Consider the following 23432-nt stretch of genomic DNA (forward strand, 5'->3'; position numbering starts at 1 on the left):
CGTTTCAGGATTGCCCTAGCTGGCCTTGCGGCGCGCTTTCGGCGCGAGATCGGCCCATGGGTATGCAGTGCTGCTCGCCCCCGGCATGGTGCCTTGAGCGAGCAGTACCGTCGTTGCGTCAAATGGATGGGGCCTGGCGATTCCATAGCCCTGTGCGTAGTCGACGCCGATTTTCTTCAGGGCAGCGACAATGCCGTCGCTCTCAACGAATTCGGCTATGGTGCGTTTGCCCATCACCTTGCCGATGTGGTGGATCATCTCGACCATGGCATGGTCGGTGCGATCCTCCAGCATATCCTTGACGAAGCCGCCGTCGATCTTGAGGTAGTCGACCGGCAGGTGCTTCAGATAGGCGAAGGACGACATGCCCGAGCCGAAATCGTCGAGCGCGAAACGGCAGCCCAGTCCGCGCAGGTCGGCGATGAAGCGCATGGCATTGGTGAGGTTGGCGATGGCGCTGGTCTCGGTGATTTCGAGACAGATCATCTTTGGCGAAATGCCATGGACCAGGAACTGTTCGCGCAGGAAGCCGAGAAATGTCTCGTCGCCAAAACTCGCGCCGGAGAGATTGATGGCGCACGTGGAAATCGGCGCCATGTGTGGATCGGCGAGCCGTGCCGCCAGGACGCGGAACGTGTTGCGCACCACCCAGCGGTCGATCGACGGCATCAAGCCGTAACGCTCGGCAGCCGGAATGAAGCTTTGCGGCGTGACGAAGTTGCCATTCTCGTCGTTCAGCCGCAGCAGGATTTCGATATGCGCGCCTGCTTCCGCGGCATCGTCGTTGAGCGGCGCGATTTCTTGGGCATGAAGCCTGAAGCGGTTTTCTTCCAGAGCGGCATGCAGGCGTTGAACCCAGGCCATCTCGCCGAAGCGCTCCCGCAAGTCCATGTCGCCATCGCTGTGAATCTGGACGCGGTTGCGGCCCTTTTCCTTGGCCATGTAACAGGCGACGTCAGCCGCGCGCAGGGTTTCCTCGAGGGTGACTTGGGTGTCGGCGATCTGCACCAGGCCGACGCTGACACTGGTGTTGAAGGGCCTGCCGTCCCAGGCGAAATGCAGGTCCTGAATGGTGGCGCGCAACCGTTCGGCGGTGTCCGCCGCGGTTTCCGTGTCGCAATCGACGAGCAACACGCCAAACTCGTCGCCACCCAGCCGGGCCAGGAGATCGCCCGGCCGCAGTCCGTTGGTCAGCAGCCCGGATATCTGGCGCAGCAACTGGTCGCCGGCGGCATGGCCACAGGTGTCATTGACGAGCTTGAACTGGTCGAGGTCGAGATACATCAGCGCATGCTGGCGGGGCTGGTCCGGCAACTCGGCGATCGTTCTTTCCAGCTGGCTCTCGAAATCGCGTCGGTTGATCAGGCCGGTCAGTGCATCGTGCGACGCCTGCCATGAAAGCCGCTCGATATAGTCCTGCTCGCGCGTCATGTCGTGGAAGGCCAGCACCACGCCAACGACCTGGCCGGCGACGAGCAGCGGCGCGCCGTTCAATGCCACCGGAACAACCGTGCCGTCCATGCGCTGCAAGAGCTGCGGGCGGACATTGGAGCGGCGCGGCTCGCCAGCCAGAAGCCGCTCGATCAGGCGCGGCTCCTCAATGCTGGTATCCTTGTCCACCAGACGGAAGAGCGAGGCGATCGGTTTGCCCCGGGCGGCGCCGAACGGGCACGCAAGCAGCCGCTCGGCAACGGCGTTCATATAATCCAGCCGCCCATCCGCGCCGGTGCTGATCACGGCCTGGCCGATCGAGGCCAATGTGACCTGGGCACGCTCGCGCTCGGCATTGAGAGCATTCTGGAACGCCTGGCGTTGCCCGAGCAGCTTGCGCGTGCGCCACACCGCCAGCAGGATCAGCAACGCGGCTGTGACCAGATTGGCCAAGGTGAGCGCCATTTTGATGAAGCGCGAACCTTCGCCGAGACTGTCGGAAAACGCCTTGGAGAGCGGGCCGATCTGACGGTCGAGTTGATGAATCTCGGCCTTCCAGACCTTGGCCTGGGCCACGGACGCCGGCCCGTTCCTCAAGCTCTCGTGCATCGTGTCGCCGAGCCGCTCAATGGAGAGGATCATGTCGTCGGCGGCGGTCCAGTGCCGGATGGCGGCATCGAGATAGCTGAAACCGCGAAAATTCTGAAACAGCCAGATCAGCCCGCCCACATCGTCGGTGTGATTTCCGCCTTGCAGAAAGCCGGCGCGCGCCGCGTTGGTGTCGGGGACCGCTTGCTCGAGCGCGAGCCGTGCAGAACGATCGGCCAGCGGTACGGCGATCGCCTCGCGATACTCAGCAAAGAACTCATCGTTGCCGGTATCGGCGTAAAGGCTGAGGAAATAGATGGCGTGCTTTTGTCCCTTGGACCACTGGCTCTCACCGCCGACATAGGCGCGTACAGCTGACAATGTGTAAATACTGAGGCTGGCGACCAAGGCCTGGACCAGGACCACGGCGATGAATGGCCAAACGAGCCCGAGCAGCCGGGGGCTGGCATCTGTAGATGACAGTTTCATCGCAATTTCATGGAAGCCGCCATGGCCTGGTCAATGCACCTGTCCGACTGTTTCATCCGTCGGTTGAGGCTATGTTCTTCCCTCATGTCGTCCAGCAGTGGCGACAACAATCCGGTTATCACGGGGGGCTTAACAGCGAATAAATACTTGAGAACCCTTCCAATTGATGACTGCAACTCTCAGCAACCGTAGATTACCCCACGTCAAGAACACGCTTCAATTCCGGGTTGATTGTATTTTAACAATCGGTAGCCGTCTACCGGAGATCGCTGCGCTGTGGTGTTCAGAGGGCGGCTGCGCCCAGGAAGTATGCGCCGGCTCAAACCTGCGGAGCCGGCGAAGACTTTGGAATATGCAAGGTCCTCACCAGCGTCGAGAGGTCCGGCTCATCGATGAGCATCGCCGCATCGCTCGGCGTCAACCACGCCCGCTGCCGCCTTTTGGCTTCCTGCCAGTTGGCCAATTCCTCCGTCACGTCCAGCAGATAAACGATCACATCGACGCGGACGAAGCGATTGGCCAGCCGCTTCCAATAGGAATAGGTGCCGGCCGGATCCTTCAGCGTCTTGCCGAGCACACCGGCTTCTTCCTGCGCCTCGATGGTGGCTGCCTTGCGCCCGCTCTTGCCCTTCATAGGCCACCCTTTGGGGACGATAAAGCGCCTGGTGGTTCGTGACGTGACCAGCATGACCTCGACATCGCCCTTGGCACCCAGCCGAAAGGGTATGGCCGCCACCTGGCGGATCCTTTCCCCCTTCTTTGCCTTGCGTACGGCCTTTTTCTTGATTGCTGCCATAGCGAATCCAATCGACGTAATGCCCCTTAACGCGAAGCGCCACCGTTGCAAAACCCAAAACGCCCACGATGCCGTTCGGCACTTCAGGTACATAAGTCGGCTAAATAAATGGAAAACGCCGGCTTGTCAGCGACAATTGCTTAAAACAGTGGTGCCGATTGCCTGTGTCTGGCAGCTCGGCTTGAACTGCGGCACGACCGGCTGCGGCTGCTGCACGATCACGCGATCCTGGGCGCGGAACTGCTGTTGCTGCTCCTGGAACTGCTGCCGCTGCAGCCTGTTCTCCAGGGCCTGCAGGTCGTTCTGCTGGATCAACCGGTTGCCGGTACCGGGAATCTGGACCTGCGCGGAGGCGGAAATGCTGGCGCCCGCCAGCACGGCGGCGGCCAGAATTGCCGATACGAAAACGGTTGACGGGCGGAGTGGCGACATAAGCTTATTCCTGCAGGAAATGAATTCCCGAGCCGAATATAGGGTGTCTGTCCGGTTGCGCCATGGGCACGTCACCAATCGTGATGGACCCGGAGCATCAGCTGCCCGGTAGCAATCCCCATCGGTCGGTTTTTCTCTTCGCGGCCACCGAGAATCAGCCCGGAAAACCGGCATTGTACTTGACGGGCGCTGTCGATTCGCCGCTCTATCGGGCCGGCATCGGCAATGCCCGTCAGGGGTGGCGTCGCAGGGGAGGACCTTATGAGAAAGTATGCGTATTTCGTGGCAATGGTCGGTGCGGCCTGCATCGTCGGCTTGCCGGCCGTGGCGGCGCAAACCAAGGGTGACAAGGTCGTGCCGGCTGCTGCCGCCGCCGATGCACCGCAACTGCCGGGCGGTGCTTCGGCCTTGTCCGAAACCCATGGCGACTGGACCGTCAATTGCCAGATCACCGGCACGACCAAGGCGTGCAGCCTTTCGCATCAGCAGTTCAACAAGCAAAGCAACCAGCGCCTGCTGGCGATCGAGCTGTCGAGCAAGACCGGCGACGACGCGACGGGAACCCTGGCGTTGCCGTTCGGTTTGGCGCTGGCCAAGGGCATCACCTTGACGATCGATGACCAGAAGCTCGATGGCAGCCTGCAGTTCAACACCTGTCAGGTCGTCGGCTGCCTGGTGCCGGTGACGTTCGACGCGACCGTCACGCCCTTGCTCAAGGCAGGCACGACCTTGAAGATCGATGCCTTCGCGGCGGATACCGGGCAAGCGGTAAACTTTTCCATTCCATTGAACGGCTTCAGCGGTGCGCTGACCCGGACCGCGGAACTTCTGGCGAATTAGATCGACGGACTGTCAGATACCGGAGGCGCGTCAGGCATGGCGCGCCTTTTCCGCTTTCGGTGATCCGCATCACTCGACCTCGCGCAGACGATAGCCGACGCCGGTCTCGGTGGTGATGTAGCGTGGCTGGTCAGGGGTCTTCTCGATCTTCTGCCTGAGTTGGCGGACATAGACCCTGAGATATTGCACGTCGGTCGTGTCGCCCCAGACCTGTTTCAGCAGGAAATGATGGGTCAGCACTTTGCCGGCATACTGCACGAGGATGCGCAGGATGTCGTATTCCTTCGGCGACAGCTTGATCTCCCTGCCCTCGACCTTGACGATGCGCTTGACCAGATCGACGGAGAGATCACCGGTCTGGAAGACAGGCTTTTCACCCTGCTGCTGGAAGCGGTGGCGCAGCGCCACGCGGATGCGCGCGATCAGTTCGTTCATGCCGAACGGCTTGGTGACATAGTCGTCCGCGCCGAGTTCCAGCGCGCCGACGATGCCGGCCTCATCGGTTCGGCTGGACAGAATGACCACGGGAATGTCGAGGCCCTCGTCGCGCCATTTGCGCAACAGGTCATGGCCGCCCATGCCGGGCAGGCCAAGGTCAAGCAGGATCAGATCCGGCTTTTCCTGTCCAACCAGTTCGATCGCGGACTTGGCATTGGGTGCCTCGCTGATCGCGTAGCCCTGGCTGCCAAGGCCGACGCGCAGCAGTTTGCGGATCGGCGGCTCGTCATCGACCACCAAAATCCTGACGTTTGAGTTGGTCATGCCAGATCGTCCATGCTGGGGTCGCTCATATCGGGCAGTTCAGCCGGCACCGGCAGGCGGATGGTGAAGGCAGCGCCGGAGCGGTCGGTCCGGTTGGCCGCGGTGATCGTTCCGCCCATCGCCTCGACGAAGCCACGGCAGATCGACAGGCCAAGCCCGGTGCCGGCGCGGACCTGATCACCCTTGCGCACGCGGTAGAAAGTGTCAAAGACGCGTTCGAGATCGCCGGGCGGAATGCCAGGTCCTTCATCCATGATCTGCAGAATGACAGAACCATTGTCGGTCCAGCCCTGCAGGCGGATCGTAGAGGCGGGAGGTGCGTATTTCGCTGCATTGTCGAGAAGGTTGAACAGCACCTGCTCGAACAGGACAGGGTCGAGCCGCAGCATCGGCAGATCCGCGGGGATATCCACCTCGCTCTTGTGCTCGGCCATGATCTTTCTCGCCCTGTGCAAGGCGGAGCCGACGATGTCGCCGACATAATGGAAGGCGAAGTTCGGCTCCATCGCACCGGATTCGATCTTGGTCATGTCGAGCAGGTTGGCAATGAAGCGGTTCAGCCGCTCGGCCTCGTCGAGCACGGTCGACAGCAATTCCACCCGATCCTGCTCGGGAAGCGCGGGCGCGAATTCCCGCAGCGTGCCGGCGGCCCCCATGATGGAGGCGAGTGGCGTTTTCAGATCATGGGAGATGGAGGTCAGCAGCGCCGAACGCAGCCGGTCCGCTTCCGCCGCGAGCTTGGCCCGGTCGACGTCCGCGACAAGCTGGATGCGCTCGATGGCGACCGCCGCCTGGTCGGCCAGCGCATCGAGCAGGCGCTGCTGTTCAGGTGTCAGCAACGGACCTTGCCTGTCATTGTCGAGGCCAATGACGCCGATCGCCGTGCGCCCGGTTCTCAAGGGAAGGTAGAGGCGTTTTGCGCCAGGCAGCGTGTCGGCGCCACGCCCGGCGGCGCGGTTGTGCTCCCAGGCCCAGCGCGCGGCGGCGATGTCGGCTTCGGCCAGGGTATCATCGGGCGGATATCCGGCCCGGACCGCGATGGAGCCGTTTTCAGGCAGAAGCAGCACCACGCGCAGTTTCAGCATCGAGGCAATCTGAAAGGCCGTGGCCCACAGCACATCGTCGAGCGTGCCCGTGCCGGCCAGCTTCTTGGAGAAGAGATAGAGGTCTTCCGTGGTGCGGGCGCGCGATCGTGCCGCCACTGCCTGACGCTGCACACGCGCCGTCAGGTTGCTGGCGATGACCGCCACGCAGAAGAAAAAGCCGAGCGCGACAGCGCTTTCCGGGTCGCTGATGTCGAGCGTGTAGAGCGGGTCGAGAAAGAAGAAATTGTAGGCGAGCGCGCTGATGATGGAAGCAAAGATCGCAGGCCACAGGCCCACTGTCACAGCCGATGCCAGCACGCCCATGAGGAAGACAAGCGCTATGTTCCTGACATCAAGTACGCGCGACAGCAGTTCGCCAAACAGCAGTGCGGCCCCGACATAGGCGGTGACGATCAGGTAAGGCTTGATGTCGAAGCGCGCCGAGGCCGCCTGCGTGAAGGAGCGCGAGACTTGCGGCTGGTTGTGCTCGTCGCCGGAAACGACATGCACGCTGATGTTACCGGCGATGCGGATCAGTTCATGCGCGACGGAGCCTTCGAAAAACTCGCGCCAGCGCGACTTGCGCGGCCGGCCCGATATGATGTGGGTGACATTGTTGGCCTTGGCGTAGCGCACGATATCGACCGCGACATCCTGCCCCGGAATGGTGACCGCTTCGCCTCCCAGTTGTTCAGCGAGGCGCAGTGTCGCCGCCAGCCGGTCGCGGTCCTGCTCGGAGAGGCCGGTCGAGCGCGGCGTCTCGACATAGAGGGCCAGCCATGGCGCGCGCAGCCGCTCGGCCTGCCGGCGGGCGTAGCGCACCAGCGAGGCACCGCGCGGGTCCTCGTCGATCCAGACCAGCACCCGTTCGCTGGCGGCCCAAGGTCCTGATATGGCGTGGGCCTGCATGTGGTTGAGCAACTGGTCGTCGACGCGCTGGGCGGTGCGGCGCAGCGCCAGTTCCCTGAGCGCGGTCAGGTTGCCGGGCGAGAAATAATTCTCGATGGCGCGCTGGGCGGTGTTGGGGAAATAGACCTTGCCCTCCTCCAGCCGCTTGATCAGGTCGTCGGGCGTCAGGTCGATGATCTCGATGTCGTCTGCCTGGTCGATAATGGAATCGGGAACCGTCTCGCGGACACGGACCCGGGTGATCTGGGCGACGATGTCGTTCAGGCTTTCGACATGCTGGATGTTGAGCGTGGTGTAGACATCGATGCCGTGCGTCAGGATTTCCTGAACATCGAGATAGCGCTTCGGGTGGCGGCTGCCCGGCGCATTGGTGTGGGCTAGCTCGTCGACGAGAACCAGCGCCGGCCGCCGTGCCAGGATGGCATCGATATCCATCTCGTCGAGGACGCGGCCCTTGTAGTCGACATGGCGGCGCGGGATGATCTCATAGCCCTCGACCAGCGCCTGGGTCTCCTTGCGGCCGTGCGTCTCGACGACACCCACCACCACGTCGGTGCCGCCAGCCAGTCTGGCGCGGCCCGACATCAGCATCTCGTAGGTCTTGCCGACGCCAGGTGCCGCGCCGAGAAATATCCGCAGCCGGCCGCGCGCTTCCCGCTCCGCATGGTCGAGCAGCGCGTCGGGAGAGGGCCTGTTTTCAGCGTTGCTTCGATCGTCGGGCATCGGCATCCAATTTGAACGGCGCCGGGGATCGTGTCGATCCCCGGCGCTATCGTTCATTGTTTCGTGGCGTCGTCCAGCGCAAGGTTGAGCGCCAGCACATTGACGGTTGGCTCACCCATGAAGCCGAATTCGCGGTCCTCGACATGGCCGTCGACCAGTGTCTTGACCTTGACCTCTTCGATGCCCCTGGCCTTGGCAACCCGGGCGACCTGGAAATAGGCGGCTTCGGGGCTGATCTGCGGATCGAGCCCGCTGCCTGACGTGGTGACGAGATCCATCGGCACCGGGGCATCAGGGTTTTCGACCTTGAGCTTTTCGGCATCGCCCTTGATGCGGTCGATCAGCTTCGGATTGGTCGGGCCGAGGTTTGAGCCACCGGAGGAGGCGGCGTTGTAGCCGTCGCCGGCAGCCGAGGGGCGGCCATGGAAATAGCGGTCGCTGGCGAAGGCCTGCCCGATCAGGTCCGAGCCTATGACCTTGCCATCCTTTTCGATCAGGCTGCCATTGGCCTGGCGCGGGAACAGCGCCTGGGCGATGCCGGTCATCCCCAAGGGATAGACGAGGCCGGTGAGGACGGTGAAGAAGACGATCATGATGATCGCGGGTCTGATTTGCTTGAGCATGGACGTGATTCCTTATGCAAGGCCGAGGGCCGTGATGGCCATGTCGATTGCCTTGATGCCGACGAACGGCACGATGATGCCGCCGAGGCCGTAGACGAGAAGGTTGCGGCTGAGCAGCGCGCCGGCGCCGACCGCCCGGTATTTGACGCCTTTCAGCGACAACGGGATGAGCGCGATGATGATCAGCGCGTTGAAGATGATGGCCGACAGGATGGCGCTTTGCGGCGTCGCCAGATGCATGACGTTGAGCGCCTGCAGCGGGCCGGAGGTCTGCCCCGGCGCGATGTAGAAGGCAGCGAACATCGCCGGGATTATGGCGAAATACTTGGCCACGTCGTTGGCGATGGAGAAGGTGGTCAGCGAGCCGCGCGTCATCAGCAGCGCCTTGCCGATCTCGACGATCTCGATCAGCTTGGTCGGGTCGCTGTCGAGGTCGACCATGTTGCCGGCCTCACGCGCCGCCACCGTGCCCGTGTTCATTGCGACGCCGACATCGGCCTGGGCGAGGGCCGGCGCGTCGTTGGTGCCGTCGCCGCACATGGCGACAAGCTTGCCCTTGGCCTGCTCGTCGCGGATGAGCTTCAGCTTGTCCTCGGGCGTTGCCTGGGCAAGGAAGTCGTCAACGCCGGCTTCGGCGGCGATCGCCGCTGCCGTCATCGGGTTGTCGCCGGTGATCATCACCGTGCGGATGCCCATGCGGCGCAACTCGGCGAAGCGCTCGCGGATGCCGCCCTTGATGATGTCCTTGAGGTGGACGACGCCCAGCAGGCGCCCGTCACGCTCAACCGCCAGCGGCGTGCCGCCTGATTTGGCGATCTCGTCGGCGATGGTCTGCAGATCGCGCACGACATCGCTGCCGGGCCGCGTGGCGTGGGCGGCGACCGTCGACTGGCTGACATGGGCAAGCACCGAATCCACCGCGCCCTTGCGCACCGAGGAGCCGTCGATGTCGACCCCGCTCATGCGGGTCTGCGCGGTGAAAGGCACGAAGGTCGCATGCAGGGTGGCCATATCGCGGGCGCGGATGGCGTATTTCTCCTTGGCCAGCACGACGATCGAGCGGCCTTCCGGCGTTTCGTCGGCCAGCGAGGCAAGCTGTGCGGCGTCGGCCAGTTCCTGCTCGGTGACACCCTTGACCGGGCGAAACTCCGTCGCCTGCCGGTTGCCGAGCGTGATCGTGCCGGTCTTGTCGAGCAGCAGCGTGTCGACGTCGCCGGCGGCTTCGACGGCGCGGCCAGACATGGCCAGCACATTGAAGCGCACCAGGCGGTCCATGCCGGCGATGCCGATGGCCGAAAGCAGGGCACCGATGGTGGTCGGGATCAAGGTGACGAACAGGGCGACAAGCACGGTCACCGAGATGTAGCCGCCAGAATAGGAAGCAAAGCTCGGGATCGTCGCGGTCGCCAGCACGAAGATCAGCGTCATGCCGACAAGTAGGATGTTGAGCGCGATTTCGTTCGGCGTCTTCTGACGTTCGGCGCCCTCGACCAGCGAGATCATGCGGTCAAGGAAGGTGTGGCCGGAGGCGGCGGTGATGCGCACGCGGATCCAGTCGGACAGAACCTGCGTGCCGCCGGTGACCGCCGAGCGGTCGCCGCCGGATTCACGTATGACCGGTGCGGATTCGCCTGTGATCGCCGCCTCGTTGACCGAGGCGACGCCTTCGATCACTTCGCCGTCCGAAGGGATGATGTCGCCGGCTTCTACCAGAACGGCGTCGCCGACCTTCAGGCTGGTGCCGGGCACCAGCTTGAATTTTGTCCGGTCCTCGCCGATCAAAAGCTTGGCCTGGGTTTCGGTGCGCGCCTTGCGCAGCGAATCCGCCTGCGCCTTGCCACGCCCTTCGGCGACGGCCTCGGCGAAGTTGGCGAACAGCACCGTGAACCACAGCCAAATGATGATCTGCAGCGAGAAGCCGAGATCGCCACCGCCAGTGATGAGATCCTTGGCGAATAGCACGGTGGTGAGTGCCGAGACGACGGCGACGACGAACATCACTGGGTTCCTGACCAGGGTGCGCGGATCAAGCTTGCGGAAGGCGCCGCCGATGGCTGGCCAGAGGATGTGAGCATCCATGATACTGGCTGATTTTGAGTGGCTCATTTTGAAGATCCAGCTTCAGTGTTGTTAGGCGGCACCGACCGATCGGATGCCGAAAGAAGATGCGGAAGCCCGTAGGCAAGCAGCCAGAGAGCGATCATGGCGGCGGCAATGCCGAGAAAGGTCGACATGGTCGGAAAAGGAGGAGGCCGCTCATCCTTTCCGCGATCGGCGGGGTCCCGTTCGTTGCGGTGCATGTTTTTCAACCAGGACATGACGGTTCTCAGAATGTCTGCCCGTGGATCATCGCAAGATGCTCGATGATCGGGCCGACGGCGAGTGCCGGGAAGAAGGTGAGACCGCCGACGATCAGGATGACGCCGACCAGCAGTCCGACAAACAGCGGACCATCGGTCGGGAAGGTTCCGGCGGAGGCCGGAACCGTCTTCTTCGCCACCAGCGAACCGGCTAGCGCCAGCGCCGGGATGATGACCAGGAAGCGGCCCATCAACATGCCGATGCCGATGGTGATGTTGAACCAGGGCGTGTTGCCGCCGAGGCCGCCGAAGGCGGAACCATTGTTCGCGGCAGCGGAGGTGTAGGCATAGAGAACCTCCGAGAAGCCGTGCGGGCCGGCATTGCCCATCGACGCCACGCCGGTCGGCAGCACGACCGCGACGGCGGTGAAGATCAGCATGGCCAGCGGCAGGCACAGGATGGCGAGCATCGCCATCTTGATCTCCTTGGCCTCGACCTTCTTGCCGAGATATTCGGGCGTGCGGCCAACCATCAGGCCGGCAACGAAGACGGCAACGACGATGTACATCAGGATGCCGTAGAGACCGGCGCCGACACCGCCGACGATGACCTCGCCGAGCTGCATGTTGATGATCGGGATCATGCCGCCGAGCGCGGTAAAGGAGCCATGCATGGCGTTGACGGCGCCGCAGGACGCGGCCGTGGTGATGACGGCGAACAGGGCCGACATGGCGATGCCGAATCGGGTTTCCTTGCCCTCCATGTTGCCGCCGTTGATGCCCAGCGCGTGGACCAGCGGGTTCCCGGCGGCTTCCGCCCAGTAGCAGACGACGACGCCGGCGATGAACATGACGCCCATGGCGGAGAGGATCGCCCAGCCCTGGCGCTGGTTGCCGACCATGCGGCCGAAGACGTTGGTCAAGGCAGCGCCGATGGCGAAGATCGACACCATCTGGATCAGGTTGGAGATGGCGTCCGGGTTTTCGAACGGATGGGCGGAGTTGGCGTTGAAGAAACCGCCGCCATTGGTGCCCAGCATCTTGATGGCGAGTTGCGAAGCGACAGGGCCGATGGCCAGCGTCTGCTGTGCGCCTTCCAGCGTTGTGGCGTTGATGTAGGCGCCAAGCGTCTGCGGTACGCCGAGCCAGACATAGGCCAGGGTCAAGACGATGCAGAGCGGCAGCAGCAGATAGAAGGTGGCGCGGGTCATATCGACCCAGAAATTGCCGATCGACTTGCCGGAAGCGCGCGCGAAGCCACGAATCAGGGCGATGGCGATGGCGATGCCGGTGGCGGCGGAAACGAAGTTCTGCACCGTCAGGCCGGCCATCTGCACGAGGTAGGACATCGTGCTTTCGCCGCCGTAGTTCTGCCAGTTGGTGTTGGTCATGAAGCTGGCGGCGGTGTTGAAGGCCAATCCAGGCTCAACAGCAGTCATGCCGGCTGGATTGTAGGGGAGGCTGCCCTGCAGTCGCTGCAGGAAATACAGAACCAGGAAACCGGCCAGATTGAAGAGCAGCAGGGCCGCGGCGTAGGTGGTCCAGTGCTGTTCCTCGCGTTCGTTGGTTCCGGAAATGCGATAAAGCCCGCGCTCGAGCGGGCCGAGGATGGGCGACAGCAGCGTGCGGTCGCCGCTGAAGACGCGGTGCATGTAACCGCCGAGCGGCTTCACCAGCAAAATGATGATCCCGCAAAAGACGAGGATCTGTATCCAACCGTTCAGTGTCATGGCTGTGGCTTTCCGTGCCTTCAGAAGCGTTCAGGACGAACGAGGGCGTATGTCAGGTAGGCGAGCAGGAACAAGGTCACGCCACCACCGAGGATGTAATCGACAATCATGATCCGATCCTCGCTCAAATTCTGTCGCAAGCTTTGATGTAGGCGAAGGACAGGGCAAAAAATAAAACCCCTATCCCGAGAACAACGATGTCCATTTTGTTTGTTCCTTGTGTCCGCTTTGTATTTCACGACCTTGGTCGAAAGGGTCGCAATACCGCAAGGCGGTCCGCCGCTGTTTCACAAGCGACGGCACCGATGTGGTTTTCTCAGGCGGAATATGGACCCGATCGCCATAAAGGTTCGAGACGGGACGGGCAGGAAAGAAATAGGAATTTTATAAAGATTTTGGGTCGGAGGCTTGCTCCTGTGGGCGGAACAAATCCGCCAACACGAAATTGTCGGTGCGAGGGACAGCAAAGGAGACGACCATGGCAAAACAGAAAATGCTCGACGACCTCTTTCACGACACGTTGAAAGACATCTATTTCGCTGAAAAGAAGATCCTGGCGACACTGCCCAAAATGGCCAAGGCCGCTCAGAGCGCCACCCTCAAGGCCGCCTTTGAAAAGCACCGCACCGAGACCGAAGTACACGTCGCAAGGCTTGAAAAGGTCTTCGGCGTGTTTGGCAAGAAGCCGGTCGGCAAGACCTGCGCGGCCATCATGGGCATTACGGAGGAAGGTGCCGAGATCATCAAGGAGTACAAGGGTTCCCCTGCGCTTGACGCCGGGCTTCTTGCGGCTGCGCAAGCGGTGGAACACTACGAGATCTCTCGTTACGGCACGCTCAGGACCTGGGCAGAAGAGCTCGGCTTGAACGAGGCCGTGACACTTCTCGAAACGACATTGACGGAAGAAAAGGCGACGGACCAAGCCCTGACGCAGATCGCGGAGTCGGCGGTGAACATCGCCGCGGAAGCGGCATAGGTGGATCAATCCTTCTCGGAAAAGCGAAAGCCCGGCTGGGAGGGCCAAGCCGGGCTTTCTGTGATGGCTATTTGGGATCTAGCCACCACGACGGGAGGTGTCATCAATCATCAGGCGGCGTAGCCGCCATAGCCACGGGCAACGGCGCGCGCGCCGACAACGGGTTCGAGATCGGGCCAGAGAATGCCGGTGGCTTCGGCGAATTCGACCAGCGCCTGGCGCGCCTGATCCGTGGTGACATAGCCGGGGATGGCGAGGTCGCATGCCTTGATGGCATTTTGGTAGAGGGGCCCGCGACGGGAGGTCGTCCAGTCGGTAAGGAAATCGTGCATGTCGGCGAGCGAGGCAATCTCGCGCTTGAAGCCAAGGCCGACGGTCAATGCGACCGGTGAATGAAACAGCTTGTCGTGCATGAAGCGAGGCTCCTGATCTGTCGCGGCGCCGGGAGAAATATCCGGGCGCGTCCAAATGGGACGCCTTCAAACGCGCGACACGGCAGGAGGTTCCAGATGGGACGCGGACAGTTTTCGAGCTGAAGCCAGGGCAACGGACGCCCTACGTCAGATGTCCTGTCCACCAGCCATGGCTGCTGCTGACGCGGATCAACAGCACGCCGATACCTGCGATCATCGCTGCCCAGTAGAGGGGGGCGCCGATCTTCCAGCGCTCATCACCTGAGGCGTTGCGCTGGAGCTGCTTGCGAGCACCATAGAGACCGAACAGCAGCCCCAGATTGATGAGGATATCGAGCCAGATGACGCCCCGGCTGGAATATTCACCGCCGGGGATACAAAGCCGCCAGACAAAGGGCAGGATCAGCAGAGCGGCCATCACCCGGAATGGCGTCCATGATACTGGTTTGGTTTGGCCTGCGTCCGGCATGAGTTTTCTCCCCTCAGGAAAACGTGGGAAGACGATAGCATAGGGGGAGTCCCGCGATACCGGCTGTCACACACGAAGTGGTGAAGGGGCTGGACTTACAGGCAAGACGCTGAACAACAGCATCGACAAGAGCGAAACATGGGGGTTTGGTTTCAGTTGTTCCGTATCCCGCGCGCCGCCGGCAAGATGCTCAAAGCGAAACGCTGATTATTTGCCTGGTGGTTCGCCCTGGTCGTCCGGGCGTCTGGTCGCTCCTCGGGATCGACCCTTAAGCCATCTTCGAACTCTGGCAGCAAGGCCCCGGCTCTCTCCGGTCCGTGACAGCAATGGCTTGGCCGCCGGTTCCATATGGGCCTTATAGCGCTGCACGATTTCCTCGGGGTCATCTCCGTTCGCCACGAAGGACTGAAGCTCTGCTTCGAAATGGAGATGAGCGCAGCGAAAAGGCAATAGACCGGCGATCCGAGAAACCGTGGCGCGATAGGATTCGAACCGCGCCGGATCTTCGACGAGGCGCTTCAAAAACGGATCATCGAGGCTTTTTGCACCAACAAACAGCACACCCAGGCCATGCGAATGGACAAATTCCAACGAGGGGAATTCGTGCTTCAATTCTTCCCAGAGGCGCCAAACACCAAAGCCATGATCCCGTTCCATCGTGTCGTGAAAGAGCACCACTCCGCGCTCGCTCATGACGGGCAACCAGGTATCAAAGTCGTGCTTGACGGCTTCATAGGTGTGCAGGCCGTCGATATGCAGCAAGTCGACCGGGCGGCCGTCAAATCCTTCCCGGGCGTGATCGAATGTTGAGCGCAGCAAATGCACGCCGGAAAAATTCCGATCCAGATATGATCGCAGATCGGCATACATTTCGTCGCCTTCGTATGCCTGCGTGTGGATGTCGCCCGCCCAGGTGTCGATGCCCCACAATTCTGTCTCCAGATCATAGGCTTGCGAAGCGCTTGCCGCGGCAATCAAGCTGGCCCCCCAGTGGACGCCGAGGTCAACGTAACGCGCAGGCTTCAGATTTCGAAACAGGACGAAAAGGAAAGGAATATGACCGTGCCATGCTGTTGCGGGCAGCTTTAGAGGCAGTGAAAACAGAGGAGCAATGTAGCCCTCGTGCACTCTGATGGGATCGGCTGAACGTTCAGGCTCTTGCAACATTTACACCTCGCCCGGCACTATAGCCGAGGCCGCAAGAGCCTTACTGAGCGATTTCGCAATGCGGGACAAAAGACTGGCGGAGAGAGCGGGATTCGAACCCGCGTTACGGTCTCCCGTAAACACACTTTCCAGGCGTGCGCCTTCAACCACTCGGCCACCTCTCCGTCCTTGCATTTTCGCATCGGCCGGTTTCGCCGCGCGGGTTGGGGACAATGCAGTCCCTTCAGGGTTCCGCTGCGCGATTTCCGCAGCGTGAGCGTCGCCAACCAGCAAACGCCTTCCCTTCGCACCTGAGCCGTCAAAGCAACAGGCGCGGGGGCTCATCTAGTCGATCCGGCGGCGAATGCCAAGCCATAACGGCACTCTATTCGCTTTGGCCGGTGTTGAACGTTTTGCCGAGCCGTCAGAGCGCTCGTTTTCATGTGGCGGCGGCCGCGAATAATGTGCACCGTACAGGCGGCAATGACCGTGCCGCTTGACTTCGTCCTTAGCCGCCTGTCGAGTGATCCAGCAGGCTTTGCGGGGGGCATCGTCGGGATGACATCGACCCATGAACAGCCGGCGGGCCCGCCGCCGGGGATACGGCCGGACAGCGGGTTGTCTTATGTGCCGCCGGGCTGGCTTGTCTTCGTCATGGCGTGGTCGGTCTACGGCCTGGTTTCGTCCTGGCGGTTGTTTTCGGACCACGGCCTGCCCGACAGCGTCTTCTATCTCATCTATGGCGGCCTAGCCGTCGACATCATCACGCTGCTTTGGGGGCTCTACCTGCTCGGCCTCGCCTTTGGCCGCTCGGCGCGGTTCCCGCGCCAGTTCACCATTTGGCAGGTCGCCACCATCCTGTGGCTGCTGGCGCGGCAGGCTTATTTCCTGGCCACCCCCGGTTTCGTTTTCTCGGGCCGGGGTTTGGTCATCACCGCCGCGGAAATCGCCATCGGGGTGCTCTGCATCTATCTGCTGCGCCGCGGCTCCGGCGCGGAAACGGTCTATGCCAGCGCTGAGACCGAACGACCGCCGGTCTTCGTCTCGATCATCGCTGCCGTGCTCGGCACCATCCTTGGTGCTGTCATTGGCGCGGTGGGCGGGTTCTTCGCCGGCTCGGTGATCGCGGATGCTACAGAGATGAGCTGTTTCGAGGGCGCCTGCGGGTACTTTGCCCTGTTCATAGGGATTGGCGGACTGATTGTCGGCGCCATTGGCGGAGGCATTTTCGCTGTCTGGTGGGTGCATCGGCGAAAGCGCAAACCGGCCGGCTAGGCTGTGTCGGCGAGATCTTCATTTCGCATCCGGGATTCAAATTCGCGTGTCGCGATTGCGCATGCAACGCGCCCATTCTATTTCTCGGTCCGAAACACTTGCTGGAGAATCCCGGGAGGGGCCTGCGAGGGAGAAAGGTGTCTGATGATCCGTTTCGTCTTCCGTCTCGCGGCCATGGTCGCGCTGTCGATCTCGGTGATCATGGCGGTGCTCGACGCGACACGCACGGTGGCGGCTTCGGCGCTTGTGCTGACCCCGCTCAACGCCAGCTGGCTGGCCGTCTCGCCAGACACGCGGGCGGCTTTCGAAACCTTCATTCGCGGCAAGGTCAATCCGCTGCTGTGGGACGGTGGCATCGCCTGGGTGCTCAACCAGCCCGGCTTTGCCGTGTTCGCGGTGCTTGCCTTTCTGCTCTACGCGCTGGGCTATCGGCGCCAGCCGCGCACCGGGCAGTTCGCGCCGACCTGATGACTTGCCGCTGACTGTCCCCCAAGCCGAAAAGGCAGACCGCGCATGTTTTTTCTCAGCGACATGCTGAACAAGAAGCTCAATCTGCCAAAGCCTTCCGAGGCGCTGCCGGGCCGCGCCAAGGCGATTGCGACGACTTCAAAGCACCACGTCCTGAAAAGGCCGCTCAAGGGGCCTTATCCCCAAGGGCTGGATACCGCGATGTTCGGGCTTGGCTGTTTCTGGGGGGCGGAGCGGCTGTTCTGGCAGACCGAGGGCGTCTGGGTCACCGCCGTCGGCTATGCCGGCGGCATCACGCCCAACCCGACCTATCAGGAAACCTGTACCGGTCTCACTGGCCACACCGAGGTTGTCCTCGTCGTCTACGACCCCAGGATCGTCTCTTACGCCGAGCTTTTGAAACTGTTCTGGGAAAGCCACGACCCGACCCAAGGCATGCGCCAGGGCAATGACGTCGGCACCACCTATAGATCGGCGATCTATGCGCTGGACGACGCACAATATCGGGCGGCGACCGCCTCGGCTGAGGCTTACGAGGTGTTGTTGCGCGGTGCCGGCCGGGGCAAGATCACCACCGAAATCGCAACGGCGCCTGAATTCTATTTCGCCGAAGGCGATCATCAGCAGTATCTGGCCAAGAACCCCTATGGCTACTGCAACCTCAAGGGCACCGGCGTCGCCTGCGCCATTCCGGCCGCGACCTCCGCCTGAGCGCTTTGGCGAAACGAATGAACCGTTGCCGGGCGCAGCCGCGCCATGCTTTTCCAAAAGGTCAAAATTCCGCGTGAATTTTGTTTCGGGGCATGCCAGATTGCCCAGGAGCGGGAGGGGAATACACTCCTGGCTGACGTCGCTTACTTGCCGGTGAACCGGGCGGGCAGGCGGTGCGTAACGGAAAAAATAACCGACAGGGTGTGGATCACATGAAACGTATCGTTCTCGGCCTCCTGGCCGCAACTGCAATGGTTCTTCCGGCTTTCGCCGCCGATGTTCAGCCGGCCATCCTCTATGACCTGGGCGGCAAGTTCGACAAGTCCTTCAACGAGGCCGCCTATCACGGCGCCGAGAAGTTCAAGACCGAGACCGGCACGCCCTATGTCGAGTTCGAAGTGTCCAACGCCTCGCAGCGCGAGCAGGCGCTTCGCCGCTTCGCCGAGGACGGTCACAATCCGATCGTCATGGCCGGCTTTGCCTGGGAAGATGCGCTGAAGAAAGTCGCGGCCGAATATCCCGATCTCAACTTCGCCATCATCGACGATGCCGTCGACCTGCCCAATGTCCGCTCGCTGGTGTTCAAGGAGAATGAAGGCTCCTACCTCGTCGGCATCATGGCGGCGATGGCATCGAAGTCGAAGAAGGTCTCCTTCATCGGCGGCATGGACATCCCGCTGATCCGCAAATTCGAATGCGGCTATGTCGGCGGCGCCAAGGCGGCCGGTGCGACGGAAGTCATCCAGAACATGACCGGCGACACGCCGGCGGCCTGGAACGACCCGACCAAGGGCGGCGAAATCGCCAAGACGCAGATCGACCAGGGCTCCGACGTCGTTTACGCAGCGGCCGGCGGCACCGGTGTCGGCGTTCTGCAGGCGGCGGCTGATGCGGGCAAACTCGGCATTGGCGTTGATTCCAACCAGAATGGCCTGCAGCCCGGCAAGGTGCTGACCTCGATGATGAAGCGCGTCGACGTTGCCGTTTACACCGCCTTCATGGATGGCAAGAACGGCACCTTCAAGGGCGGCCTCGAGAATCTCGGCCTCAAGGAAGGTGGCGTCGACTACGCCATGGACGACAACAACAAGGCGCTGGTGACCGACGCTATGAAGGCCGCTGTCGAAAAGGCCAAGGCCGACATCATCGCCGGCACGATCAAGGTGCACGACTATACGGCTGACAACGCCTGCCCCTATTGATCGGCGGCCTCTGTTGCCATGATCTGCGGACCGCCGGGCGCTAGCCCGGCGGTCTTGCTTTTTCAGACCGGGAAGATCTGAACCAACCACCGAGAGATGATGTTTGAGAGTGCGATGCCGCCGACAATCGAGCCGATGGTCGAAAGCGATGTCACAACCGTCGCGCGAATGCGGGTGGCTGCGTTTTTCGAAGGCACCGGCAGGACGCTTGAGGACGATGCGGCCGACCTTCGCAAGCTGCTCCTCGGCGATGGCTTCGAGGCCGCATTTGTTGCCCGTATCGGCGGTGTGCCGGTTGGGACCTGCCTGCTGGTCCGCCATGAGCTGGAGCCGGCGCATGAATTGACACCGTGGCTGGCCGGGCTTGTCGTCGATGCCGGCCATCGGCACAAGGGGATCGGTGCCGCGCTGGTCAAGGCGGTCGAGGCGCATGCCGCGTCAGCCGGTGTCGAGATGCTCTACCTCTACACATGGGAAGCGCGTGAATTCTACGCGGCGCTCGGCTGGGGTGCGGTTGAGAGTGTCGAGCAGGACGGCGAAACGATGATGCTGATGGCACGTCGGCCTGGGCTATAGTCTTCCCGAGATATAGCCGAGGACAAAAGCGGCAATCAGCCCGGCGGCGACGAGAAATCCCCGCTGGCCGCCGAGCGCGTGCAGTCCCATGCCATATGGTGGGCGGGCGAGGCCGCGGATCACTGGTTTGATGTCGTCCAGGCCTGAGGCGCGCATCTGCGGCAGTTCGGCAATCCGCGCGGTGATCTGGTTCCAGCGGTCCCTTTCGTCCGCAGGCCGGGCTCTGTCGAAGACATGCATGCGCTCGGCGAGTTGCACCACCGCATCGCGGAAGGCAGGATCGATTTCGAGGTCCCGCTCGGCGCGCTCCCGCTCGCTGTCATTCATCAGTCCCAGCACATAATCGCCGGCCCGTGCCATGCGGTCGCTTTCGCTGGCCATGGCATCCCCTCCATTGCTACCAGTGCGGCGGTTTGGTCACCGGTATCTCTGGCGCGGCCTGCTCTTCCAGCGCCAGAAAACGGTCGGTCAATGCGTCAAGCTTGCGCTGCATGCGCTCGATCACCTTCCACTGCTCGGCGATCTGGCCGGACAGTTCCTCAATGGTCTTTTCCTGCTCGGCGGCGCGGATTTCCAGCGTCGTCAGCCGGTCGGCAGGCATGATCATTCAAAATCCCCAGTCTTGCATCGCAATGCCTTGCGCCTTGTCAGGCCCAGGCTTCGCCATATTAGCGAATGTGAGGGCGCCGGCCACGTTGGAAATTGACAAGCATGCAGGGATTTGTCGAGAGTGGCATTGCTACGGCCAATTGGCATGGGCGGAGCGTCATGCTAGGCGTTTTGACCAAGTGATAAAAAAATAAGAGTGGGACAGGCTGCATGGCGCAAGCCGCAATCGAGCTGATCGGCATCAACAAAAGTTTTGGCGCCGTGCGCGCCAACCGCGACATCAACCTGGAGATCGCGCGCGGCACCATCCACGGCATTGTCGGCGAGAACGGCGCCGGCAAATCGACGCTGATGTCGATCCTTTATGGTTTCTACCAGGCCGATAGCGGCGAGATTCGTGTCGGCGGCAAGCCGGCGTCGATCAAGACGCCCAACGACGCGATCGCGCTCGGCATCGGCATGGTGCATCAGCATTTCATGCTGGTCGACAATTTCTCGGTGCTGGAAAACATCATTCTCGGCGCCGAAAGCGATGCGCTGCTGAAGAAGAGCATCGCCAAGGCGCGGTCCGAGCTCGAACGTCTCGAACGCGAATATGGCCTGGAAGTCGATCCCGATGCGATCATCGAGGAGTTGCCGGTTGGCCTGCAGCAGCGCGTCGAAATCCTCAAGGCGCTCTATCGCGGCGCCGAGATCCTGATCCTCGACGAACCGACGGGCGTGCTCACACCGGCCGAGGCCGACCACCTGTTCCGCATCCTCAAGCAGCTGAAGGAGCAGGGCAAGACGGTGGTGCTGATCACGCACAAATTGCGCGAGATCATGGCGATCACCGACACGGTTTCGGTCATGCGCCAGGGCACGATGGTGGCGACGCGCGAAACCGCCAAGACCACGGTCGAGGAACTGGCCGAGCTGATGGTCGGGCGGCGCGTGCTGCTCAGGGTCGAGAAGGGCGAGGCGGCGGCCGGTGGCGTCAAGCTCGCGGTCAAGAACCTGACGGTGAAGGATTCGCGCGGCGTCACCATGGTCGACGACATCTCCTTCGATATCCGTGCCGGCGAGATCGTCGGCATCGCCGGCGTTGCCGGCAACGGGCAGTCGGAACTGCTGGAAGCGATCTCCGGCATCAGGCGGGCCGTCTCGGGCTCGGTCATGCTCGACGGCAAGCCGATCGATCTGACCGGTGCCGCCGATCCCGGTGAGTTGCGCGACCGGGGCCTCGCCCATGTGCCGGAAGACCGCCATCATGTCGGGCTGGTGCTGGCCTTCGAGGAGAACGAGAATTCGATTCTCGGCTATCACGATGACCCGCGCTACCTGAAAGGGCCGTTCCTCAACATCGACGCCATCATGGCCGATGCGAAGGACAAGATTGAGAAATACGACATACGTCCCGGCAATCCGCGCCTGAAGACCGCCAATTTCTCCGGCGGCAACCAGCAGAAGATCGTGCTGGCGCGCGAGATGGAACAGGATCCCGGCGTGCTGATCGTCGGCCAGCCGACGCGCGGCGTCGATGTCGGCGCCATCGAATTCATCCACAAGCGGCTTATTGCCATGCGCGACCAGGGCAAGGCGGTGCTGGTGGTCTCGGTCGAACTCGACGAGATCCGCTCGCTCTCCGACCGCATTCTGGTGATGTTTGCCGGCCGCATCGTCGGCGAGCGCGGCAGCGACGCGACCGAAGGCGAGCTTGGCCTGCTGATGGCCGGTGTCGAACACCAGGAGGCAGCGCAATGAGCACGCCATACGCCAAGCTGCCAGCCTGGGCCGATTACGGGCTGATCCCGCTGATCAACCTGTTCGTCGCCTTCGTCGTCGCCGGCTTCGTCGTCATGCTGGTCGGCGAGAACCCATTCCGGGCCGCCGTCATCCTGGTCGAGGGCGCTTTCGGCAAGGGAACAGGCATCGCCTTTACGCTCTTCTATGCCACCACCTTCATCTTCACCGGCCTGTCGGTCGCGGTCGCGGCGCATTGCGGCCTGTTCAATATCGGCACCGAAGGGCAGGCCTATATTGCCGGCCTCGGGGTCGCCGTGGTCTGCCTCACCTTCGACAGCGTGTTGCCGTGGTGGCTGACCTTTCCGCTGGCGATCGTCGCGTCTGCGGTTGTCGGCGCGCTCTGGGCGCTCATCCCGGCCTATCTGCAGGCCAAGCGCGGTTCGCACATCGTCATCACCACCATCATGTTCAACTTCATCTCCGCTTCGGTGATGGTCTACCTCCTGGTGGGGCCGCTGAAACCCGCCGCGTCCCAGGCGCCGCAGACGCGCAACTTCTTCGCGGGGGGGGAGTTGCCGAAGCTCAATTGGATGATCGAGCTGTTCGGCGCCAAGATCCGCTCGGCACCGTTCAATATCTGCTTCCTGCTGGCACTGCTCATGGCCTACCTGGTCTGGCTGCTGATCTGGCGCACCAAGCTTGGCTATGAAATGCGCACCTATGGCCACAGCCCGAAAGCGGCGCGCTATGCCGGGATTTCCGAAACCCGCATCATCATCGTCGCGATGATGATTTCGGGCGCGCTGGCCGGCATGATGACACTCAACCCGACCATGGGCGACCAGCACAATGTGGCGATCGATTTCGTCTCGGGCGCCGGGTTCGTCGGCATCGCGGTGGCGCTGATGGGCCGCCTGCATCCTGTCGGCATCGTGCTGGCGGCGATCCTGTTCGGCATGCTCTACCAGGGTGGCGCCGAACTCGCCTTCGAGATGCCGGCCATCAGCCGCGACATGATCGTCATCATTCAGGGCCTGGTCATCCTGTTCGCCGGTGCGCTCGAACACATGTTTCGGCCCTATATCCAGTCGCTGTTTGCCTCCTTCAGTCCGCGCGCGGTCGGCATGGAAGCCGTCAAAGGGAAGGGTGCCTGA

24 protein-coding genes and 1 tRNA gene are annotated in these 23432 nt (G+C 62.2%); 9 read left to right on the forward strand and 16 right to left on the reverse strand.

The annotated features are described in order from the left end of the window. Positions 1-15: 15 nt before the first annotated feature. From GA829_RS09970 to GA829_RS09980, 3 genes are all read right to left on the reverse strand, one after another. The gene (locus GA829_RS09970; protein WP_195178329.1) at positions 16-2508 is read right to left on the reverse strand and encodes an EAL domain-containing protein; all 2493 of its coding nucleotides are present in this window, start codon (positions 2506-2508) and stop codon (positions 16-18) included. A gap of 319 nt (positions 2509-2827) precedes the next feature. Further along, entirely contained in the window at positions 2828-3304 is a 477-nt protein-coding gene (locus tag GA829_RS09975; RefSeq protein ID WP_195178330.1) for an NUDIX hydrolase, read from the reverse strand. A gap of 126 nt (positions 3305-3430) precedes the next feature. Further along, positions 3431-3736 carry a hypothetical protein gene (locus GA829_RS09980; RefSeq protein ID WP_195178331.1) on the reverse strand — a complete coding sequence of 102 codons (306 nt, stop codon included), beginning with the start codon at positions 3734-3736 and terminating at the stop codon, positions 3431-3433. Between the two features lie 261 nt (positions 3737-3997). On the opposite strand from GA829_RS09980, the gene GA829_RS09985 reads away from it, so the two are divergent. Further along, complete coding sequence (locus GA829_RS09985) at positions 3998-4576, forward strand: invasion associated locus B family protein (RefSeq protein WP_195178332.1); 579 nt, start codon at positions 3998-4000, stop codon at positions 4574-4576. Between the two features lie 69 nt (positions 4577-4645). On the opposite strand, the gene GA829_RS09990 is transcribed toward GA829_RS09985, so the two are convergent. The 7 genes from GA829_RS09990 to GA829_RS10020 are packed head-to-tail and all read right to left on the reverse strand — an operon-like array spanning position 4646 to position 12818. After that, a complete protein-coding gene (locus tag GA829_RS09990) occupies positions 4646-5338 on the reverse strand; it encodes a response regulator transcription factor (protein ID WP_195178333.1) in 693 nt (230 codons plus the stop codon). Further along, positions 5335-8055, reverse strand: a complete 2721-nt coding sequence (locus GA829_RS09995; protein WP_195178334.1) for a sensor histidine kinase — start codon at positions 8053-8055, stop codon at positions 5335-5337. The genes GA829_RS09990 and GA829_RS09995 overlap by 4 nt, the downstream gene beginning before the upstream one ends. A 53-nt stretch (positions 8056-8108) precedes the next feature. After that, entirely contained in the window at positions 8109-8678 is a 570-nt protein-coding gene (gene kdpC / locus GA829_RS10000; protein ID WP_195178335.1) for a potassium-transporting ATPase subunit KdpC, read from the reverse strand. A 12-nt stretch (positions 8679-8690) separates the two neighbouring features. Continuing rightward, positions 8691-10784 carry a potassium-transporting ATPase subunit KdpB gene (kdpB, locus tag GA829_RS10005; protein ID WP_195178336.1) on the reverse strand — a complete coding sequence of 698 codons (2094 nt, stop codon included), beginning with the start codon at positions 10782-10784 and terminating at the stop codon, positions 8691-8693. Further along, positions 10781-10978, reverse strand: coding sequence for a hypothetical protein (locus GA829_RS10010; RefSeq protein ID WP_258052247.1), 198 nt, complete (start codon positions 10976-10978; stop codon positions 10781-10783). The genes kdpB and GA829_RS10010 overlap by 4 nt, the downstream gene beginning before the upstream one ends. Before the next feature lie 26 nt (positions 10979-11004). Next, positions 11005-12708, reverse strand: a complete 1704-nt coding sequence (gene kdpA / locus GA829_RS10015) for a potassium-transporting ATPase subunit KdpA (protein ID WP_195178338.1) — start codon at positions 12706-12708, stop codon at positions 11005-11007. A gap of 20 nt (positions 12709-12728) precedes the next feature. After that, positions 12729-12818: a K(+)-transporting ATPase subunit F gene (locus GA829_RS10020; protein WP_032808122.1), complete on the reverse strand. Its 90-nt coding sequence runs from the start codon at positions 12816-12818 to the stop codon at positions 12729-12731. Positions 12819-13186: 368 nt separating this feature from the next. On the opposite strand from GA829_RS10020, the gene GA829_RS10025 reads away from it, so the two are divergent. After that, positions 13187-13684: a YciE/YciF ferroxidase family protein gene (locus tag GA829_RS10025; RefSeq protein ID WP_195178339.1), complete on the forward strand. Its 498-nt coding sequence runs from the start codon at positions 13187-13189 to the stop codon at positions 13682-13684. A gap of 110 nt (positions 13685-13794) precedes the next feature. Here GA829_RS10025 and GA829_RS10030 read toward each other — a convergent pair whose 3' ends face one another. From GA829_RS10030 to GA829_RS10045, 4 genes are all read right to left on the reverse strand, one after another. Then, positions 13795-14097, reverse strand: coding sequence for a DUF982 domain-containing protein (locus GA829_RS10030; protein WP_195178340.1), 303 nt, complete (start codon positions 14095-14097; stop codon positions 13795-13797). 142 nt (positions 14098-14239) lie between these two features. After that, positions 14240-14566, reverse strand: coding sequence for a hypothetical protein (locus GA829_RS10035; RefSeq protein WP_195178341.1), 327 nt, complete (start codon positions 14564-14566; stop codon positions 14240-14242). A 207-nt stretch (positions 14567-14773) separates the two neighbouring features. Then, a complete protein-coding gene (locus GA829_RS10040) occupies positions 14774-15733 on the reverse strand; it encodes a class I SAM-dependent methyltransferase (RefSeq protein WP_195178342.1) in 960 nt (319 codons plus the stop codon). Positions 15734-15807: 74 nt separating this feature from the next. Continuing rightward, positions 15808-15897: transfer RNA gene (locus tag GA829_RS10045), tRNA-Ser, on the reverse strand. Positions 15898-16174: 277 nt separating this feature from the next. On the opposite strand from GA829_RS10045, the gene GA829_RS10050 reads away from it, so the two are divergent. The 5 genes from GA829_RS10050 (at position 16175) to GA829_RS10070 (ending at position 19944) form a co-directional block, all read left to right on the forward strand. Beyond that, entirely contained in the window at positions 16175-16987 is an 813-nt protein-coding gene (locus GA829_RS10050) for a hypothetical protein (protein WP_258052248.1), read from the forward strand. A gap of 144 nt (positions 16988-17131) precedes the next feature. Then, complete coding sequence (locus tag GA829_RS10055) at positions 17132-17455, forward strand: hypothetical protein (protein WP_195178343.1); 324 nt, start codon at positions 17132-17134, stop codon at positions 17453-17455. A gap of 45 nt (positions 17456-17500) precedes the next feature. After that, complete coding sequence (msrA, locus tag GA829_RS10060; RefSeq protein WP_195178344.1) at positions 17501-18166, forward strand: peptide-methionine (S)-S-oxide reductase MsrA; 666 nt, start codon at positions 17501-17503, stop codon at positions 18164-18166. A gap of 212 nt (positions 18167-18378) precedes the next feature. Then, positions 18379-19368: a BMP family lipoprotein gene (locus GA829_RS10065; RefSeq protein ID WP_195178345.1), complete on the forward strand. Its 990-nt coding sequence runs from the start codon at positions 18379-18381 to the stop codon at positions 19366-19368. A gap of 114 nt (positions 19369-19482) precedes the next feature. After that, entirely contained in the window at positions 19483-19944 is a 462-nt protein-coding gene (locus GA829_RS10070; protein WP_195178346.1) for a GNAT family N-acetyltransferase, read from the forward strand. Here GA829_RS10070 and GA829_RS10075 read toward each other — a convergent pair. Then, positions 19939-20325 carry a hypothetical protein gene (locus GA829_RS10075; protein ID WP_195178347.1) on the reverse strand — a complete coding sequence of 129 codons (387 nt, stop codon included), beginning with the start codon at positions 20323-20325 and terminating at the stop codon, positions 19939-19941. The genes GA829_RS10070 and GA829_RS10075 overlap by 6 nt on opposite strands. A gap of 16 nt (positions 20326-20341) precedes the next feature. Beyond that, positions 20342-20551 (reverse strand): SlyX family protein, encoded by a 210-nt coding sequence (locus GA829_RS10080; protein WP_374940394.1) that lies wholly within the window; start codon positions 20549-20551, stop codon positions 20342-20344. Between the two features lie 212 nt (positions 20552-20763). Here GA829_RS10080 and GA829_RS10085 point away from each other — a divergent pair, with 212 nt between their 5' ends. Then, on the forward strand, positions 20764-22296 hold the full coding sequence (locus GA829_RS10085; RefSeq protein WP_195178348.1) for an ABC transporter ATP-binding protein: 1533 nt from the start codon (positions 20764-20766) through the stop codon (positions 22294-22296). Further along, positions 22293-23432 (forward strand): ABC transporter permease, encoded by a 1140-nt coding sequence (locus GA829_RS10090; protein WP_195178349.1) that lies wholly within the window; start codon positions 22293-22295, stop codon positions 23430-23432. Before GA829_RS10085 ends, GA829_RS10090 begins: the two co-directional genes overlap by 4 nt.

Origin of the sequence: Mesorhizobium sp. INR15, assembly GCF_015500075.1 — a bacterium.
Classification (GTDB): domain Bacteria; phylum Pseudomonadota; class Alphaproteobacteria; order Rhizobiales; family Rhizobiaceae; genus Mesorhizobium.

What these genes read in the sequence shown, in the direction of transcription:
- GA829_RS09970 (WP_195178329.1), bottom strand. Translation starts at nt 2,508, where the DNA reads ATGAAACTGTCATCTACAGATGCCAGCCCCCGGCTGCTCGGGCTCGTT.
- GA829_RS09975 (WP_195178330.1), bottom strand. Translation starts at nt 3,304, where the DNA reads ATGGCAGCAATCAAGAAAAAGGCCGTACGCAAGGCAAAGAAGGGGGAA.
- GA829_RS09980 (WP_195178331.1), bottom strand. Translation starts at nt 3,736, where the DNA reads ATGTCGCCACTCCGCCCGTCAACCGTTTTCGTATCGGCAATTCTGGCC.
- GA829_RS09985 (WP_195178332.1), top strand. Translation starts at nt 3,998, where the DNA reads ATGAGAAAGTATGCGTATTTCGTGGCAATGGTCGGTGCGGCCTGCATC.
- GA829_RS09990 (WP_195178333.1), bottom strand. Translation starts at nt 5,338, where the DNA reads ATGACCAACTCAAACGTCAGGATTTTGGTGGTCGATGACGAGCCGCCG.
- GA829_RS09995 (WP_195178334.1), bottom strand. Translation starts at nt 8,055, where the DNA reads ATGCCCGACGATCGAAGCAACGCTGAAAACAGGCCCTCTCCCGACGCG.
- kdpC (WP_195178335.1), bottom strand. Translation starts at nt 8,678, where the DNA reads ATGCTCAAGCAAATCAGACCCGCGATCATCATGATCGTCTTCTTCACC.
- kdpB (WP_195178336.1), bottom strand. Translation starts at nt 10,784, where the DNA reads ATGAGCCACTCAAAATCAGCCAGTATCATGGATGCTCACATCCTCTGG.
- GA829_RS10010 (WP_258052247.1), bottom strand. Translation starts at nt 10,978, where the DNA reads ATGCACCGCAACGAACGGGACCCCGCCGATCGCGGAAAGGATGAGCGG.
- kdpA (WP_195178338.1), bottom strand. Translation starts at nt 12,708, where the DNA reads ATGACACTGAACGGTTGGATACAGATCCTCGTCTTTTGCGGGATCATC.
- GA829_RS10020 (WP_032808122.1), bottom strand. Translation starts at nt 12,818, where the DNA reads ATGATTGTCGATTACATCCTCGGTGGTGGCGTGACCTTGTTCCTGCTC.
- GA829_RS10025 (WP_195178339.1), top strand. Translation starts at nt 13,187, where the DNA reads ATGGCAAAACAGAAAATGCTCGACGACCTCTTTCACGACACGTTGAAA.
- GA829_RS10030 (WP_195178340.1), bottom strand. Translation starts at nt 14,097, where the DNA reads ATGCACGACAAGCTGTTTCATTCACCGGTCGCATTGACCGTCGGCCTT.
- GA829_RS10035 (WP_195178341.1), bottom strand. Translation starts at nt 14,566, where the DNA reads ATGCCGGACGCAGGCCAAACCAAACCAGTATCATGGACGCCATTCCGG.
- GA829_RS10040 (WP_195178342.1), bottom strand. Translation starts at nt 15,733, where the DNA reads ATGTTGCAAGAGCCTGAACGTTCAGCCGATCCCATCAGAGTGCACGAG.
- GA829_RS10050 (WP_258052248.1), top strand. Translation starts at nt 16,175, where the DNA reads ATGTGCACCGTACAGGCGGCAATGACCGTGCCGCTTGACTTCGTCCTT.
- GA829_RS10055 (WP_195178343.1), top strand. Translation starts at nt 17,132, where the DNA reads ATGATCCGTTTCGTCTTCCGTCTCGCGGCCATGGTCGCGCTGTCGATC.
- msrA (WP_195178344.1), top strand. Translation starts at nt 17,501, where the DNA reads ATGTTTTTTCTCAGCGACATGCTGAACAAGAAGCTCAATCTGCCAAAG.
- GA829_RS10065 (WP_195178345.1), top strand. Translation starts at nt 18,379, where the DNA reads ATGAAACGTATCGTTCTCGGCCTCCTGGCCGCAACTGCAATGGTTCTT.
- GA829_RS10070 (WP_195178346.1), top strand. Translation starts at nt 19,483, where the DNA reads ATGCCGCCGACAATCGAGCCGATGGTCGAAAGCGATGTCACAACCGTC.
- GA829_RS10075 (WP_195178347.1), bottom strand. Translation starts at nt 20,325, where the DNA reads ATGGCCAGCGAAAGCGACCGCATGGCACGGGCCGGCGATTATGTGCTG.
- GA829_RS10080 (WP_374940394.1), bottom strand. Translation starts at nt 20,551, where the DNA reads ATGATCATGCCTGCCGACCGGCTGACGACGCTGGAAATCCGCGCCGCC.
- GA829_RS10085 (WP_195178348.1), top strand. Translation starts at nt 20,764, where the DNA reads ATGGCGCAAGCCGCAATCGAGCTGATCGGCATCAACAAAAGTTTTGGC.
- GA829_RS10090 (WP_195178349.1), top strand. Translation starts at nt 22,293, where the DNA reads ATGAGCACGCCATACGCCAAGCTGCCAGCCTGGGCCGATTACGGGCTG.